Consider the following 13745-nt stretch of genomic DNA (forward strand, 5'->3'; position numbering starts at 1 on the left):
AGGCCCAGGCCTACACCACCGCCTACGACGGCACCGACCTGGACGCCGCCTCCCTGCACATCGGACTGTCCGGACTCATCGACCCCACCGACGAACGCTTCCAGGCCACCGTCACCGCCGTGGAGGCCGAACTCCGCTCCGGGCCCACCGTCTACCGCTACCACCGCGACGACGGCCTGCCCGGCGGCGAGGGCGGCTTCCACCTGTGCACGACCTGGCTCATCGAGGCCTACCTGCTCACCGGCAGGCGGGCCGAGGCCGAGGAACTCTTCAAGCACCTGGTCGACTGCGCCGGACCCACCGGGCTCATCCCCGAGGAGTACGACCCCGTCACCGAACGGGCGTTGGGCAACCACCCCCAGGCCTACTCCCACCTGGGCCTGATCCGCTGCGCCCAACTCCTCGACCAACACTGACCCACACCACACGCGAGGGGGTGTCCCACCACGGGACACCCCCTTCCGCGTGTCCAGGAGGGCCCTCCGGTCCGTTCTCGGTCTGCTCTCGGTCCGCTCTCGGTCCGCTCATCACGATGTCCGCGTCGGGAGCACGCCCGGAACGGCGTGGTTCACCCTGATTCGTCCCAGTTGAGAGGTATGGTGCCCGCACGTTCCGCACACCGGAGGGACACACCATGGCCACGACCCTCAGCCGACGCGAACTCAACCGCGCCACCCTGGAGCGCCAGTTCCTGCTGCGCCGGGCGGAGCGACCGGCCACGGAGGTGCTGAGCCACCTGGCCGGGCTCCAGGCGCAGACCACGCACACCTGGTACGTGGGGTTCCAGAGCCGCATGGCCGACCCCGACCCGCACGGGGTGGGACGCCTGCTCACCGAAGGCACCCTGGTCCGCATGTCCCTGATGCGCTCCACCCTGCACCTGGTCTCCGCCGAGGACGCCGCCTGGATGCGCCCGACCACCCAGGAGGTCATGGAGCGGGACCTCTCCCACGGCTCCCACGGGAAGGGCACCGCAGGGCTGGACCTGGAGGCGGTGGTGACGCTCGGCCGCAAGATCCTGGAGGAGCGCCCGCTCTCCCCCAAGGAGCTGGGGGACCGGATCGGCGCCCACTGGGAGGGCGTGGACGGCGAGCACCTGGCCTACGTGGTCCGCTGCCTGCTGCCGGTGGTACAGATCCCGCCGCGCGGCGTGTGGGGCGCCTCGGGGCAGCCCGTGCTGGCCCCCGCCGACACCTGGACCGGCCTGCCGATGGCTCCCGGGCCGGACCGGGAGAGGCTGGTCCTGCGGTACCTGGCGGCCTTCGGCCCGGCCAGCGTGATGGACGTGCAGGCCTGGTCCGGCCTGACCCGGCTGAAGGCCGTGGTGGAGGGCCTGCGTGAGCGGCTGGTGTCCTTCCGGGACCCCTCGGGCACGGAGCTGTTCGACCTGCCCGACGCCCCGCGCCCCTCGGCGGACGTCCCGGCGCCGGTGCGCTTCCTCTACGACTTCGACAACCTGCTGCGCGGGCACGCCGACCGGAGCCGGGTGGTCTCCGACGAGAACCTGCGCGGGCTCTCCGCGCGCAACGGCATGCCGCCCGCGACGGTGCTGGTGGACGGTGAGGTCAGCGCCTCGTGGAGGGTCGACCGGGGCCGGGGGACGCCCTCACTCGACATCACGCCCTTTCGCGCGTTCAACAATTCGGAAATCGAGGAGATCACCGACGAGGGGGACCGCCTCCTCACCTTTCTCCACCCTGGCCAGGAGACTGCGGGTCCGCGATTCACGGACCGCACCTGATTTCCCGCACACCCGGAGGTCGACCGTTTTGTGCACGTGCATCCTGACCATGGATGGCAAGGGCCGGTATGACAGGATTCGGGGGTGACTGAAGAGTTCCGCGCCGCGTTCCAACGTGTGCTCGACACCGCCGCCAGCCAGGCACCCGGCTTCCCCGAAGCCGTGCACGACGTGTTCCGGCTCTCCTCCCAGGTGCCCCGGGAGGAGCTGGCCATAGCGCTGGAGGCGCTGACTCCGGTCCTGAGCGACTGCGAACCCCACGCGGGGGTGGCCGCCGACCTCTCGGTCCTGGCCGGCGCCCTCGTGGAGTCCGGCGCGCCCGCCGGGCAGGTGGGGCTCGAGGTGTTGCGCCAACTCGGCAGCTACGGCCAGGCCGCCGTCGCCTTCATCCACGCGTGGGAGAAGACCGGCGGCGGAGCGCTGCCCGCACCGAACGGCGTGGACGAGGCCGAGGAGAAGCGGGTCGAGCAGGTCCTCGGGGACAACGCCCCGCTGGCGGCCGTCGGCTGGTGGACCTCACTCCGCTACGGCCTGGCCGCCAAGGCCATGCTCGGCGACTCCGGAGTGCGCTCCGCCGTGCGCGCCGACCCCGGCGCGCTGCACGAGCTGGGTCAGATCGTGCAGGCGCTCTCCACGCGGCTCAGCGAGTTCGGCGAGGTGGGCGAGCTGCTGAGGATGTCCGAGGCGGACCGGCTCCTGGTGCTGGACCGGGTCTCCCGGCGGGGCTTTCGTGTCGCCTTCGACGGCGTGAGCGACAACTTCCAGCTGCACACCCTGCTCGCCGACGCTCTGATCGGCAAGGAGGGGAACCGCCTGCCCGGCACCCGGCCGGACCCGCGCTGGGTCGCGGCCTCGGTGGACGCGTCGGTGGACCCGTTGGCCGACGTGGTGCGGGGCGAATGGGACCTGGTCGGCGGGGACGGAACCTGGGTGGGGAACGAGGCCTGTCCCGGCGACGTCCCGCTGGTGGACGGCGAACGGGTCCTGGTGCTGGAACCGCAGTCGCTGCTGCACTCGTGGCGTGCCGGGCGCCGACACCCGCACATCACCGGCTCACTGAGCGTTCTGGAGGAGCTGACCCCGGACGAGGCGACGGCCTGGTGGGCGCGCACGCACCCGGCGGGGGCGGTCCGCCACCCGCAGGCCCCGCCGATCGAGAACGACGACACCGGCGCGCACCGGCGCCCGCCCCGGCACTTCGGGGTGGCCGCGCACTTCGCGGAGGTGGACTCCGGACCGATGTCGGCGCCGTTCGCGGCCCTGGGACCGGACCTGGACCTGGACGCCCCCGGTGGGGGTCTGTCCGCGTCCTTCGAGGACGTCACCATCAACCCCGGGGCCGCTTCGGTGTTCCCGGACTCCCCCGCCTCGCTGTTCGACCCCCCGGCGCGACCGCCCGAGGCGGTGGACGACGACGAGGACGAACCCGACGACTTCACCGTGCCCGCGGCCTGGTCCGGCGCGCTGACCCCGACGGGGCCGGGCCCCGACGACGACCCCCTCGGCCCGCCCCTCCCCGAGCCCGAGTGGCGCGACCCCCGCCCCCTCCCCGCCCCCGAACCCGAGCCCCGCGCCGACGAGCGCCCCGTGGACGACCCCCCGGACGACGACCGCCCGCCGGGCGCCCGGCTGCTCCCCCCGATGCCTCCCGGGGTGTCGGACAGCAGCACCTGGGCACCGCACTGGAAGTGGCCCATGGGACCGCCCGGACGCTGAACCCGGCCGCCCGCGCCCGGCCCCTCCACCGCGCGGGCACATGACAACTGTCATCCCCCACTCACCACACCCCTCACATGAGGGCGGTGACTGCTGGGACTGTGGGCCGGACCCGGTCCACGGAATCATGGAGGGCATGAGGACGATGAGCCAGACCCCGCAGGGCCAAGGACAGCCGGGCGAGACCGGGCACTCCCCCAGGCCCACCCGTGAGGAGGCGCTCACGGCGGCAGGGAAGGCCTGGGACGAGGCCGAGGCGGAGCGCGCCATCGCGCACTGGAAGAGCCAGAAGCCCTGGCCCGGCACGATGCAGCGACAGGACAGGGTCCTGCTCTGGCTGCTCATCGGTATCCCCGCGTTCTTCCTCCTGACCATGCCGCTGCGGCCGTTCCTCATCGCGGACCACGCCATCCCCCTGGCCTTCGTCACGGGCAGCCACGCGGCGGTGGGCGCCGCCTCCGCCTTCGCCGGGGTCGGGCAGGGCTCCCTGTGGGTGGTGATCGTCGCGGGCGTGATCGGCAAGGTGAAGATCGACTGGCTGTTCTGGTGGGTGGGCCGCCGCTGGGGCCGCGGCATCGTCGCCTTCCTCGTTCCGAGCGAGCGCGGCCGCCAGTTCGCCGAGCGCTTGGAGACGATGAACCCGTGGGTCATGCGGCTGCTCATCCCGCTGAGCTACCTGCCGGGCGTTCCCGCGGGCATCCCCCACGTCATGGCCGGGGTGAGCGGGATGCGTCTGCGCACGTACCTGCTGCTGGACGTCATCGGCGCCCTGATGATCACCGCCGTGGTCGCGGCCATCGGGTACAACTCGGGCCAGGCGGGGGTGGACGTGGTCCTGCTGATCGACAGCTACGCGCTCTGGCTGATGCTCGCGATCATCTTCGGCATGGCCGCGATCCCCACCTACACCAGCATCAGGGACCAGCGCGCGCGGCGGGAGCAGGCCCTCGGGGAGGTCGCCGAGGCCTACGACGCCGAGACCGCCCGCCTGGCCGTCCAGGAGGACCCCGAGGCCGTCTCCCGGGAAACCGCCCAGGATGATCCCACCACCCCCACACCCCCTCCGAACAGCAGGAACGACTGAAAGTCAGCCCACCGTCGCGCACGGTCGCGCGCGGAGGCGGACTCCTTGACTAGGCTGGCGTTCGGCAATCCGACACCCCGGGCAAGCCGGCTGCGCTGGGTGCGTCACAAACACACTCAAGGAGATCCCGTCATGGGACAGCAACACTTCGATCTGGTCGTCCTCGGCGCCGGGCCCGGCGGCTACGTCGCCGCGATCCGCGCGGCCCAGCTGGGCCTCAAGGCGGCGGTCATCGAGGAGAAGTACTGGGGCGGCGTCTGCCTGAACGTGGGCTGCATCCCCTCCAAGGCGCTCCTGCGCAACGCGGAGCTGGCCCACCTCTTCAACAACGAGGCCGACCTCTTCGGCATCAAGGTGAACGGGACGGTCGAGTTCGACTACGGCAAGGCGTTCAGCCGCAGCCGCGAGGTGGCGGACGGCCGGGTCAAGGGCGTCCACTTCCTGATGAAGAAGAACAAGATCACCGAGCTCAACGGGCGCGGCACCTTCGTCGACGACCACACGGTCGAGGTCCGGGGCGAGGACGGCTCCACCGAGACCGTCACCTTCGACAACGCGGTGATCGCGGCGGGCTCCTCCACCAAGCTGATTCCGGGCACCTCGCTGTCCGAGCGGGTCGTCACCTACGAGGAGCAGATCCTCAGCGAGGAGCTCCCCGGGAGCATCATCATCGCGGGCGCGGGCGCCATCGGCGTCGAGTTCGCCTACGTCATGCGCAACTACGGCGTCGACGTCACCATCGTGGAGTTCCTCGACCGGGTCGTTCCGCTGGAGGACGAGGAGGTCTCCAAGGAGATCGCCCGCGCCTACAAGAAGCTCGGCGTGAAGGTCCTGACCTCCACCAAGGTGGAGTCGGTCGCGGACACCGGCAAGGGCGTGAGCGTCACCGTGACCGGCAGCGACGGCAAGCAGCAGACGCTGGAGGCGGACAAGCTCCTCCAGGCGATCGGGTTCGCGCCCAACGTCGAGGGCTACGGCCTGGAGAAGACCGGCGTGGCGCTGACGGACCGGGGCGCCATCGAGATCGACGGGCGCGGCCGCACCAACGTCCCGCACATCTTCGCGATCGGCGACGTCACCGCCAAGCTCATGCTGGCGCACACCGCCGAGGCGATGGGGATCGTGGCGGTGGAGACCATCGCCGACGCCGAGACGCAGGAGATCGACTACCGGTTCATCCCGCGCGCCACCTACTGCCAGCCGCAGATCGCCAGCTTCGGCTACAGCGAGACCGAGGCGCGGGAGGCGGGCTACGACGTCCAGGTGGCCAAGTTCCCGTTCATGGCCAACGGCAAGGCGCACGGTCTGGGCGACACCCGGGGCTTCGTGAAGATCATCTCGGACGGGAAGTACGGGGAGTTCCTCGGCGCCCACATGGTCGGTCCGGACGTGACCGAGCTGCTGCCCGAACTCACCCTGGCCCAGCAGTGGGACCTGACGGTGCACGAGGTGGCGCGCAACATCCACGCGCACCCCACCCTCAGCGAGGCGGTCAAGGAGGCCGTGCACGGCCTGGCCGGGCACATGATCAACTACTGATCCGTCCGCCGACCCCGCACACAGGGGACGGGGCCGGTCCCGTCAGGGGGACCGGCCCCGTCGTTCATGGGGCGCCACGGGTGTCGGCGTCAGCGGATGAGCGACTCCACGTAGCCGTCCAGGCCCACGGACGCGTAGTGGGCGCGGGCCATCTCGATCTTGGTGAAGACGTCCTCGTACCCGGTCTGGGTGCCGTCCTCGTCCACGTACACCATCGCGCCGCTGATGTTGAAGAAGGTGACCATGTGGTCGCAGTCCTCGGGGACGGCGAGCGTGTGGATCTCACCCGGCGGCTCGTAGACGAAGTGACCGGCCTCGGCCACCCAGTCGTGCTCGTAGTAGTGCCAGCGGCCCTCGATGACGTAGCCGAAGACCGCCCCGGGGTGGCGGTGCCGGGAGACGATGCCGGACGCGGTGACCTTGAGCAGGTTGCACCACTGGCCGGTGACGGTGTTGAGCATCAGCGGGCGGAACCACACGTTCGGGGCCTGCGGCACCCACATGCGCGGGTCCTCGGGGACGGCCGGAATCGCGATCTCGTCGGGGATTCCGGCTGACGGGTTGATGACGGGAGCTCGGTTCTGTGACACGGTTCCTCCAGGTGGACGGGGTGGGACGGCGAGCGGGGACTCGGGGGGAGGGGTCAGGCGGCCAGGTATCCGCCGTCGACCGGGAGGACGGCCCCGGTGACGAACCCGGCGTCCGGGCCGCACAGGAACTCGACCGCCCCGGCGACCTCGGCCGGGTCGCCCCAGCGGGCCATCGGAGTGCGGCCCAGGATGCGCGCCTCGGCCTCAGTGTCGGCGCGGACCCCCTCGGTGAGCTCGGTGCGGATCCAGCCGGGCGCGACCGCGTTCACGCGGATGCCCAGGGACGCCCAGGCGACCGCGAGCGACCTCGTGAGCTGGGTGATCCCGCCCTTGCTGGCGCTGTAGGCGGGGACCAGCGGGCCGCCGAAGAAGCTGAGCATCGAGGCGACGTTGACGACGCTGCCACCGGCCGCCTCCAGGGCGGGCCGGGCCGCGACGCACGCCCGCATGGCGCAGGTCAGGTTGACCTCCACGACCCTCGCGAACACCGCCGGGTCGAACTCCTCGTGCCTGCGGATGATCCCGGCCGCGTTGACCAGCGCGTCCACGCGCGGGAAGGAGGCCAGGTAGTCCTCCAGAGCGTCCTCGCCGGTGATGTCCAGCTCGGTGACCTCGGCCCGTTCCCGGAGCCTGGCCGGAGCGCGTTCGGTGTCCAGTCCGCAGACCGCGACGCGGCGGCCGCGGTCGACGAAGCGGGCGGCCACGGCCGCGCCGATGCCACTGGTGCCCCCGATGACGACGACAGTCCCGTCATCGGACCTCGGTTCGGGGACATCCCCGGGTGCTGTCTCCATGCGCTGCTCCTTCTAGGCGTCGGAATCCGGGACGGCGAGGGACTCGATCCAGTACTCCCGCGCGAGGGCGTCGACACCCGCGGGGGACACCCCTCTGAGGTGGACGGTCGTGTCGGTCGTCCCGGCGACCCGCCCGTGGTTCTGGAGCTTGAGGAAGTGGTAGCGCTCCGGCTGGAAGCCGAGCACCACGTCCACGTCGAACCGGCCGCGTTCGTCGGGGGCGTCCCCGATCCCGGGTTCGGCCTTGCCGACCGACTGGACCCCCAGCCAGACCTGGTAAAGGAGGACGAGGAGCAGCACCAGCGCGATCCGGCGCAGGGTGGCGCTGCGTACCGCCCTCGCCCCGAAGGACCTAGCCGACATCGGCGGTGCTCCCGTCACTCTCCTGTTTCCCGGCGCCGTCACGGCTCCGGTCGGAGTCGACGGCCAGGAGCCCGTTGATCCGGGCGACGGTCTCCCGGAAGCCGGGGTGGTCCACCGCCGCCTGCCAGGTGCGCGGGCGGGGCAGGTCCACGGTCACGATCTCCTGGACGGTGCTGGGCCGTGAGGACAGCACCACCACGCGGTCGGAGAGGAAGACCGCCTCGTCGATGTCGTGGGTCACGAAGAACACCGTGGGGCGGCGCTCCTCGAAGATCCGGGTGAGGTCCTCCTGGAGCCTGCGCCGGGTCTGCGCGTCGATGCTCGCGAAGGGTTCGTCCATGAGCATCACGGCGGGCTCGTTGGCCAGCACGCGGGCCACGCCCAACCGCTGGCGCATGCCGCCGGACAGCTCGTGGGGGTAGCGGTTCTCGAACCCGGCCAGCCCCACCAGCTCCAGGTACTCGCGGCCGCGCTCCTCCCGTTCGCGGCGTCCCATGCCCTTCATGCGCAGCCCGAAGACCACGTTTCCGAGCACGGTCTTCCACGGGAACAGGGCGTGACCCTGGAACACCACACCCCGGTCGGGGCCGGGCCCGCTGACCTCGCGGCCGTCCACCGACACCGTCCCTCCGGTGGGGTTCGCGAACCCCGCCACGGTGTTCAGGACGGTGGTCTTGCCGCAGCCACTCGGGCCGAGGACCGACACGAACTCGCCACGCTCCACCGTGAACGAGATGTCGCCGATCGCGACGACCTCGTCCCCGGTGTAGGAGTCGGTGAAGACCTTCTCCAGGTGTTCGATCACCAAAGCGGTCATCTGTCGTCCTCCATGCTTCGCACCAACCCCCACCGCTCCACGGTGGCCCGCTCGAACGGCGCCAGGACCAGCGCGTCGAGCATGTACCAGAGCACCCCGAGCACGACCATGCCGAGGAACACCTGACTGACGTCGCCCACCCGGCGGGCGTCGAACATCATGAAACCGATCCCACTGGTGCCGACGATGATCTCCGCCGCCACCAGCGCCCGCCAGCCGTAGCCCAGGCCGGTGCGCACACCGGTGGCCACGGACGGCAGCGCGCCCGGCAGGATCACTTCGAAGAACACCCGGACCCTGCCCGCTCCGAGGCTGCGCGCGGCCCGGATCAGCTCCTTGGGGACCTGCTCGACCCCGGAGACCACGCTCAGCATGAGCGGGAAGACGATCGTGTAGACGATGACGAACGTGACGGCGGTCAGGCTGAACCCGAACCACACGATGACGATCGGCAGCCACGCGATGTCCGCGATCGCCTGGAAGAACAGCAGGATCGGCCACACGGCCTTGCGCAGCCGCCAGAAGAGGGCGGTCAGGAAGCCCATCGGGAGCCCGATGAGCAGACCGAACCCGACCCCGTAGGCCAGGCGCTCCAGGGAGTCGCCCAGGTAGCCGACCAGGATGCCCTTGCGGACCAGCTCGACGAACTCCAGCACCACCCGGTCGGGACCCACGAAGAACGCCTGCGGGAAGAGCCCGCTCTCCGCGAGGGCCCACCAGAGGGCGATCACCGGCACGAACGGTCCGAGCGTGCGGAAGGCGGGGCTGCGGGTGAGCCGCAGCCACACGCGCCGGTGCAGGGGCGCCCGGCGACGGACCGCCCGTGCGGGCGCGTCGCCTGTTCTGTTTCCGGCGGGTTGGACGGTCCCGCCGGAAGTCTCAGTGAGAGACCGCATCAGCGACCACCCCCCGTCATGCCCCACCGCTCAACGGTGTTCCGCTCCAGGGGGGCGAGCAGGAGTCGGTCCATCAACAGCCACAGGACACCGATGATCACCATCGAGGCGATGATGACGTCGGTGGAGAACGAGGTCTGGGCCAGGAACAGCGCGTAGCCCAGACCGGCGCTGGTCGCGATGATCTCCGCCGCAACCAGGCCCCGCCAGCCGTAGCCGAGGCCGATCCGCAGGCCGCTGACCACGCTCGGCAGCGCTCCGGGGAGGAGGACCTCCCAGAACAGCCGCCAGGGACCGGCGCCCAGCGAGCGCGCCGACCTCAACAGCTCACCGGGGATGCTGCGCACGCCCAGCATGGTGTTGTAGGCCAGCGCGAAGAACATCGCGTTCCACACGATGAAGATGACGGCGCCGTCGCCGTATCCCAGCCACAGGGTCGCCACGGGGATCCAGGCGATCCCGGCGAGTGCGACGGAGAACCGCAGCAGCGGCGTGAAGAAGGCGGAGAGGACACGGCTGGCGCCGAGCGCGATCCCGAACGGGATGGCGGTGACGATCGCGATGACCGCGCCGACCACGACCCGGTACAGGCTGGCGCTCAGGTGCCGGACCAGCTCGCCGCTGACCGCCATGGACCGCAGGGCCTCGGCCACATCGGTGACCTGGGGGAAGACCCGTTTGGGGACCCCGGTCACGGCCACCGCGGCCGCCCAGGCTCCAACCAGGGCGACCAGCGGCAGCACGAACCAGAGGAAACCGGCGGCCCGGTCTCCGGTACGGCCGCGGCGTGGGGCGGCCGTACCGGATCGCGCGGTGCGTCCGGAACCGCGCGTCGGGCCGTGCGTCATACGGCGCACGCCTCCTGGTCGACCTCACGGATGAAGGTGTGGTCGGACTCGATCTCGGCCGTGTTGGGGATCTCGGGGAGATCGTCGAACAGCTCCGGGTTGTTCTCCTCGACGGAGAGGATCGGACCCGGAACGAACAGGTCGTTGATGTCGGTCTCGTACTCCAGCTGGCCCTGCTCCTCAAGCAGGACCGCGACGGTGTCCAGCGCCAGGTAGTTGCAGGCGGAGAAGCGGCCGTCCAGCTGGGCGATGTTGTACTCCATGGCGGCCTGGGCGACGTCCGGCTCGGTGCCGGTCAGCCAGCGCGCCGCGGAGTCGGCGGCGTCGTCGGGGTTCTGACGGATCCACTGGTCGGTGGCGGCGCGGGCGGTGAGGAAGGCCTCGACCAGCTCGCCGTTCTCCTCCAGGTACTCCGGCGTGGTGACGATGTAGCCGATGAAGGGGATGTACCCGCCGCCGCGAAGGATCTCCTCGGAGCCCTCGACCTGGTCCGTGATGGTGATCGGCCACGGGTCCCAGATGACGGCGGCGTCGATGCCGCCGGTCTCCAGGGCGACCGGCATGTCCGGCGGCGCGGTGTTGACCATCTCGACGTCGTCCGGGTCGATGCGCAGGTCCTTGAGCAGGCCCAGCAGGTACAGGTGGTTGATGGAGCCGAAGGTGGTGCCGATCTTGGCGTCCTCCAGCGTCGAGAGGTCATCCGGGTCGATGCCGGAGTCCTCGGCGGCGACGATGGCCGCCGTCTCGTCGACGCTGCGCTGGACGGCCGAACCGGTGTAGTTGCCGACCAGGGCCAGGTCGACTCCCTCGCCGGCGGCGGCCAGGGCCGGAACGCCGACCTGGATGATGTCGACCTCACCAGCCTCCAGCGCGTTGATCGCGTCGACGCCCGTGGGGAACGGATCGGCCAGGGTCACGTCCAGACCGTGGTCCTCGAAGTAGCCGACCTCGGTGCCGACGGGCAGGCCGATCTGGTCGATCGCGGACACGTATCCGGCGTTGAGGGAGCCGCTGACGGAGCCGCTGGCTCCCTCCACGTCCTCGTCGACGGTCGAACCGCCACTGCACGCCGTGGCGAGCAGGACTGCGGAGCAGACAAGGGAAAGGGGAGTGAGCGGAAATCGCTGCATGAGGGTTCTTCCGGTGACAGGGTGTGCGCCCTCACACGAACGCTTGCACGTGCCGTTCCCGCTGGTAGGAGACGCACCTGGGACCCGCCCGCGCGGCGGTGAGGGAATGGGGCTGGAGGGCGTGCGAAGCTCCGGAGGACGAGGAGTCGTCCGGAACTTTCATGCTTTCGCTTGCAGACCGTATCCCGATTTGCCCCTGGTCGTGAAGTTCCATTCGCTTATACCCTTATTCGGAAAGCGAATAAGGCCAGGTCCCGACTCCCTGCTCCTCGCTCACCGGTGCGTTCTGTGTCCTTGTCGGCAGCGTTCCCGCAGGTCGGGGCGCTTCGGTTACAGCCTGGAGAATTCTGCGCGCCGCCGGGGTGAGGGCGCGGGTGGAGTCCCAGCAGACGGCCACGCGGCGCCGGGGAGCACCCTCCAGGGGGCGCACGCGGACCCCCTTGGTGTCGGCGCTCCAGGCGGCCAGCCAGTTGGTGACCCCCACGCCGATCCCGTGCGCGACCAGCGACACGAGGGTCTGGGGCTGGTTGGTGGCCTGGACCGGGCTGATGGTCAGGCCGTGCTCCTGAAAGACCCGGAAGGACTCGAACTCGGCCGTCTCGGGGGCGTCGAGGCGGCCTATGACCACGATGGGGTGCTCGGCCACGACGGACATGGGGACGGGGTCGGGGACGTCGGAGAGCGGATGGTCCTCCGCGTGCACGACGACCAGCGGTTCGGCCCACAGGGGCCTGCTGACCACCGAGGGCGAGGTGGGCTTGGGGGTCATGGGCCGGAGGTAGAGGTCGATGCCGCCCGCCGCGAGGGCCTCGTCCAGTTCGAGGGTGGCGTGTTCGGTGAGCACCACCTTGATGTCCGGGTCGCTGACCGCGAGGGACTGGAGGAGTCCGGGAACGAAGGCCGCGCTGGCGCTGGGGTAGGAGCCCAGGGAGACTATGCCCCGCGTACCGCCGCGCCAGGGCGCCATGGCGGACTCGGCCCGTTCCAGGGCGCGCAGGACGTTGCGTGCCTGCACCGCCAGGGCACCGCCCGCCTCGGTCAGCTGGACGGGGCGCTTCTTGCGGTCGAAGAGGGGCTGGCCGATCTCCCGTTCGAGCGCGGCGACGTGTTGGCTCACTCGCGGCTGCGACCTGCGGGTCGACTCCGCGGCGGAGACGAAGCTGCCGGTCTCGACCACCGCCAGGAACGAGACGAACCACTCGAGGCGAATGTCCGTGTCCAGCATGTGGGGGGGTGCTCCGGTTGCCTAGGGGATGAAGGGGGGCTCACGATACCTCCCCAAATGGGAAATCAGACTCCAAATCGGTCAGGTACCACTCCGACACCAGCGGCAACTCCCTTTTCAGACTATTAACGATACTGATTCTGACATTCCAGAAACCGGACACCGAGAGCGGATCGCCCCACCCTCCACCGGGCCGGTGGGGAGGGCCTCCCCGGGGCGCCGGACTTGCTAGGTTTCCCTGTGTCCCCCGCCGGAGCCCCCTCCAGCCCGGCGCACCCCGAACCGAAAGCCACCCATGCGCCTGATCCCGTCATCACCCCTCTCGTGCCTGGGCACGGCCGTCGCCGCAGTCGTGATCGGCGGTGTCGTCCTCGTCGGCTGCGACGTGGTCGACCTCGACCTGGACCTGAGCATGTCGTCAGGCGGCTCGGACTCCCCCGAGGAGGAGGCGAGCGCCAGCCCCAGTCCCGAGGAAGAGCCGGAGGAAGAGGAGGCCTCCGCCTACGGCCTCCCCGAGTCCTGTGAGGCGGCCGGCGCCGCGCAGATCGTCGGGGACCTCGCGCCGGGCCAGGTGCTGACCGAGGAGAGCGGGGAGATCGAGGGGATCGAGGACGCCGAACAGCTCTCCTGCACGTTCAGCGACGGGAGCACCGAGCCCGGGACGCCGTCGTTCACCCTCGTCTTCACCTCGGGCGCCGACCCCAGCGCCAATCCGGACGTCGTCCAGGTCCCGGGCGCCGAGGCGGAGATGAACTGGGAGGTCGACGTCGACGTGGACGTGGACACCTACCACACGGAGGACTCCGACGACCTCGGCGCGGACCTGGAGTACGTCGGCACGGTGGACGGCTCCAGCCGCCACCTGTACCTCCAGCTGCCCGGCGACTTCCACGTGACCGCGATCGCCTACTTCGAGGACGTCGAACGCGGCGACCTGGAGCGCGTGGTCTTCCAGGCCGCGGGCCAGATCCGCAACTGACCGAGCCACCGAGGGGCCGCCCC

The 13745-nt window shown here is 70.6% G+C and carries 14 protein-coding genes; 6 read left to right on the forward strand and 8 right to left on the reverse strand.

Annotation, left to right across the window (positions count from 1 at the left end; translation table 11 throughout):
• The 5 genes from KBX21_RS25990 to lpdA all read left to right on the forward strand — a co-directional run.
• On the forward strand, positions 1 to 416 hold a 416-nt coding region (locus tag KBX21_RS25990; protein WP_374225746.1), incomplete at its 5' end, for a glycoside hydrolase family 15 protein.
• 218 nt (positions 417 to 634) lie between these two features.
• Complete coding sequence (locus tag KBX21_RS25995) at positions 635 to 1741, forward strand: winged helix DNA-binding domain-containing protein (RefSeq protein ID WP_210844280.1); 1107 nt, start codon at positions 635 to 637, stop codon at positions 1739 to 1741.
• Positions 1742 to 1825: 84 nt separating this feature from the next.
• Positions 1826 to 3457, forward strand: a complete 1632-nt coding sequence (locus KBX21_RS26000) for a hypothetical protein (RefSeq protein ID WP_210844282.1) — start codon at positions 1826 to 1828, stop codon at positions 3455 to 3457.
• 136 nt (positions 3458 to 3593) lie between these two features.
• Complete coding sequence (locus KBX21_RS26005; protein WP_053107312.1) at positions 3594 to 4541, forward strand: VTT domain-containing protein; 948 nt, start codon at positions 3594 to 3596, stop codon at positions 4539 to 4541.
• A 132-nt stretch (positions 4542 to 4673) separates the two neighbouring features.
• The gene (gene lpdA / locus KBX21_RS26010; RefSeq protein WP_210844284.1) at positions 4674 to 6080 is read left to right on the forward strand and encodes a dihydrolipoyl dehydrogenase; all 1407 of its coding nucleotides are present in this window, start codon (positions 4674 to 4676) and stop codon (positions 6078 to 6080) included.
• Positions 6081 to 6169: 89 nt separating this feature from the next.
• Here lpdA and KBX21_RS26015 read toward each other — a convergent pair whose 3' ends face one another.
• The 8 genes from KBX21_RS26015 to KBX21_RS26050 all read right to left on the reverse strand — a co-directional run bounded on the left by KBX21_RS26015 (position 6170) and on the right by KBX21_RS26050 (position 12743).
• Positions 6170 to 6670: a 2,4'-dihydroxyacetophenone dioxygenase family protein gene (locus tag KBX21_RS26015; protein WP_049576421.1), complete on the reverse strand. Its 501-nt coding sequence runs from the start codon at positions 6668 to 6670 to the stop codon at positions 6170 to 6172.
• Positions 6671 to 6723: 53 nt separating this feature from the next.
• Positions 6724 to 7464: an SDR family NAD(P)-dependent oxidoreductase gene (locus KBX21_RS26020; RefSeq protein ID WP_049576425.1), complete on the reverse strand. Its 741-nt coding sequence runs from the start codon at positions 7462 to 7464 to the stop codon at positions 6724 to 6726.
• A 12-nt stretch (positions 7465 to 7476) separates the two neighbouring features.
• Positions 7477 to 7827 carry a hypothetical protein gene (locus KBX21_RS26025; RefSeq protein ID WP_210844286.1) on the reverse strand — a complete coding sequence of 117 codons (351 nt, stop codon included), beginning with the start codon at positions 7825 to 7827 and terminating at the stop codon, positions 7477 to 7479.
• The gene (locus KBX21_RS26030) at positions 7817 to 8644 is read right to left on the reverse strand and encodes an ABC transporter ATP-binding protein (RefSeq protein ID WP_049576433.1); all 828 of its coding nucleotides are present in this window, start codon (positions 8642 to 8644) and stop codon (positions 7817 to 7819) included. The genes KBX21_RS26025 and KBX21_RS26030 overlap by 11 nt, the downstream gene beginning before the upstream one ends.
• Positions 8641 to 9540, reverse strand: a complete 900-nt coding sequence (locus KBX21_RS26035) for an ABC transporter permease (protein ID WP_233515932.1) — start codon at positions 9538 to 9540, stop codon at positions 8641 to 8643. The genes KBX21_RS26030 and KBX21_RS26035 overlap by 4 nt, the downstream gene beginning before the upstream one ends.
• Positions 9540 to 10388, reverse strand: coding sequence for an ABC transporter permease (locus KBX21_RS26040; protein ID WP_049576437.1), 849 nt, complete (start codon positions 10386 to 10388; stop codon positions 9540 to 9542). The genes KBX21_RS26035 and KBX21_RS26040 overlap by 1 nt, the downstream gene beginning before the upstream one ends.
• Complete coding sequence (locus tag KBX21_RS26045; RefSeq protein ID WP_049576441.1) at positions 10385 to 11518, reverse strand: ABC transporter substrate-binding protein; 1134 nt, start codon at positions 11516 to 11518, stop codon at positions 10385 to 10387. Before KBX21_RS26045 ends, KBX21_RS26040 begins: the two co-directional genes overlap by 4 nt.
• A 226-nt stretch (positions 11519 to 11744) precedes the next feature.
• Positions 11745 to 12743: a LysR family transcriptional regulator gene (locus tag KBX21_RS26050; protein WP_049576446.1), complete on the reverse strand. Its 999-nt coding sequence runs from the start codon at positions 12741 to 12743 to the stop codon at positions 11745 to 11747.
• Between the two features lie 295 nt (positions 12744 to 13038).
• On the opposite strand from KBX21_RS26050, the gene KBX21_RS26055 reads away from it, so the two are divergent.
• Complete coding sequence (locus tag KBX21_RS26055) at positions 13039 to 13722, forward strand: hypothetical protein (RefSeq protein ID WP_049576451.1); 684 nt, start codon at positions 13039 to 13041, stop codon at positions 13720 to 13722.
• The last annotated feature ends 23 nt before the right edge of the window (positions 13723 to 13745 follow it).

Origin of the sequence: Nocardiopsis sp. B62 (genome assembly GCF_018070675.1) — a bacterium.
Classification (GTDB): domain Bacteria; phylum Actinomycetota; class Actinomycetes; order Streptosporangiales; family Streptosporangiaceae; genus Nocardiopsis; species Nocardiopsis prasina.

Bases quoted from the DNA above. Each gene is read 5' to 3' on its own strand.
- KBX21_RS26045 (WP_049576441.1), bottom strand. From the start codon at position 11,518: ATGCAGCGATTTCCGCTCACTCCCCTTTCCCTTGTCTGCTCCGCAGTC.
- KBX21_RS26030 (WP_049576433.1), bottom strand. From the start codon at position 8,644: ATGACCGCTTTGGTGATCGAACACCTGGAGAAGGTCTTCACCGACTCC.
- KBX21_RS26020 (WP_049576425.1), bottom strand. From the start codon at position 7,464: ATGGAGACAGCACCCGGGGATGTCCCCGAACCGAGGTCCGATGACGGG.
- KBX21_RS26050 (WP_049576446.1), bottom strand. From the start codon at position 12,743: ATGCTGGACACGGACATTCGCCTCGAGTGGTTCGTCTCGTTCCTGGCG.
- lpdA (WP_210844284.1), top strand. From the start codon at position 4,674: ATGGGACAGCAACACTTCGATCTGGTCGTCCTCGGCGCCGGGCCCGGC.
- KBX21_RS26035 (WP_233515932.1), bottom strand. From the start codon at position 9,540: ATGCGGTCTCTCACTGAGACTTCCGGCGGGACCGTCCAACCCGCCGGA.
- KBX21_RS25995 (WP_210844280.1), top strand. From the start codon at position 635: ATGGCCACGACCCTCAGCCGACGCGAACTCAACCGCGCCACCCTGGAG.
- KBX21_RS26040 (WP_049576437.1), bottom strand. From the start codon at position 10,388: ATGACGCACGGCCCGACGCGCGGTTCCGGACGCACCGCGCGATCCGGT.
- KBX21_RS26025 (WP_210844286.1), bottom strand. From the start codon at position 7,827: ATGTCGGCTAGGTCCTTCGGGGCGAGGGCGGTACGCAGCGCCACCCTG.
- KBX21_RS26005 (WP_053107312.1), top strand. From the start codon at position 3,594: ATGAGGACGATGAGCCAGACCCCGCAGGGCCAAGGACAGCCGGGCGAG.
- KBX21_RS26055 (WP_049576451.1), top strand. From the start codon at position 13,039: ATGCGCCTGATCCCGTCATCACCCCTCTCGTGCCTGGGCACGGCCGTC.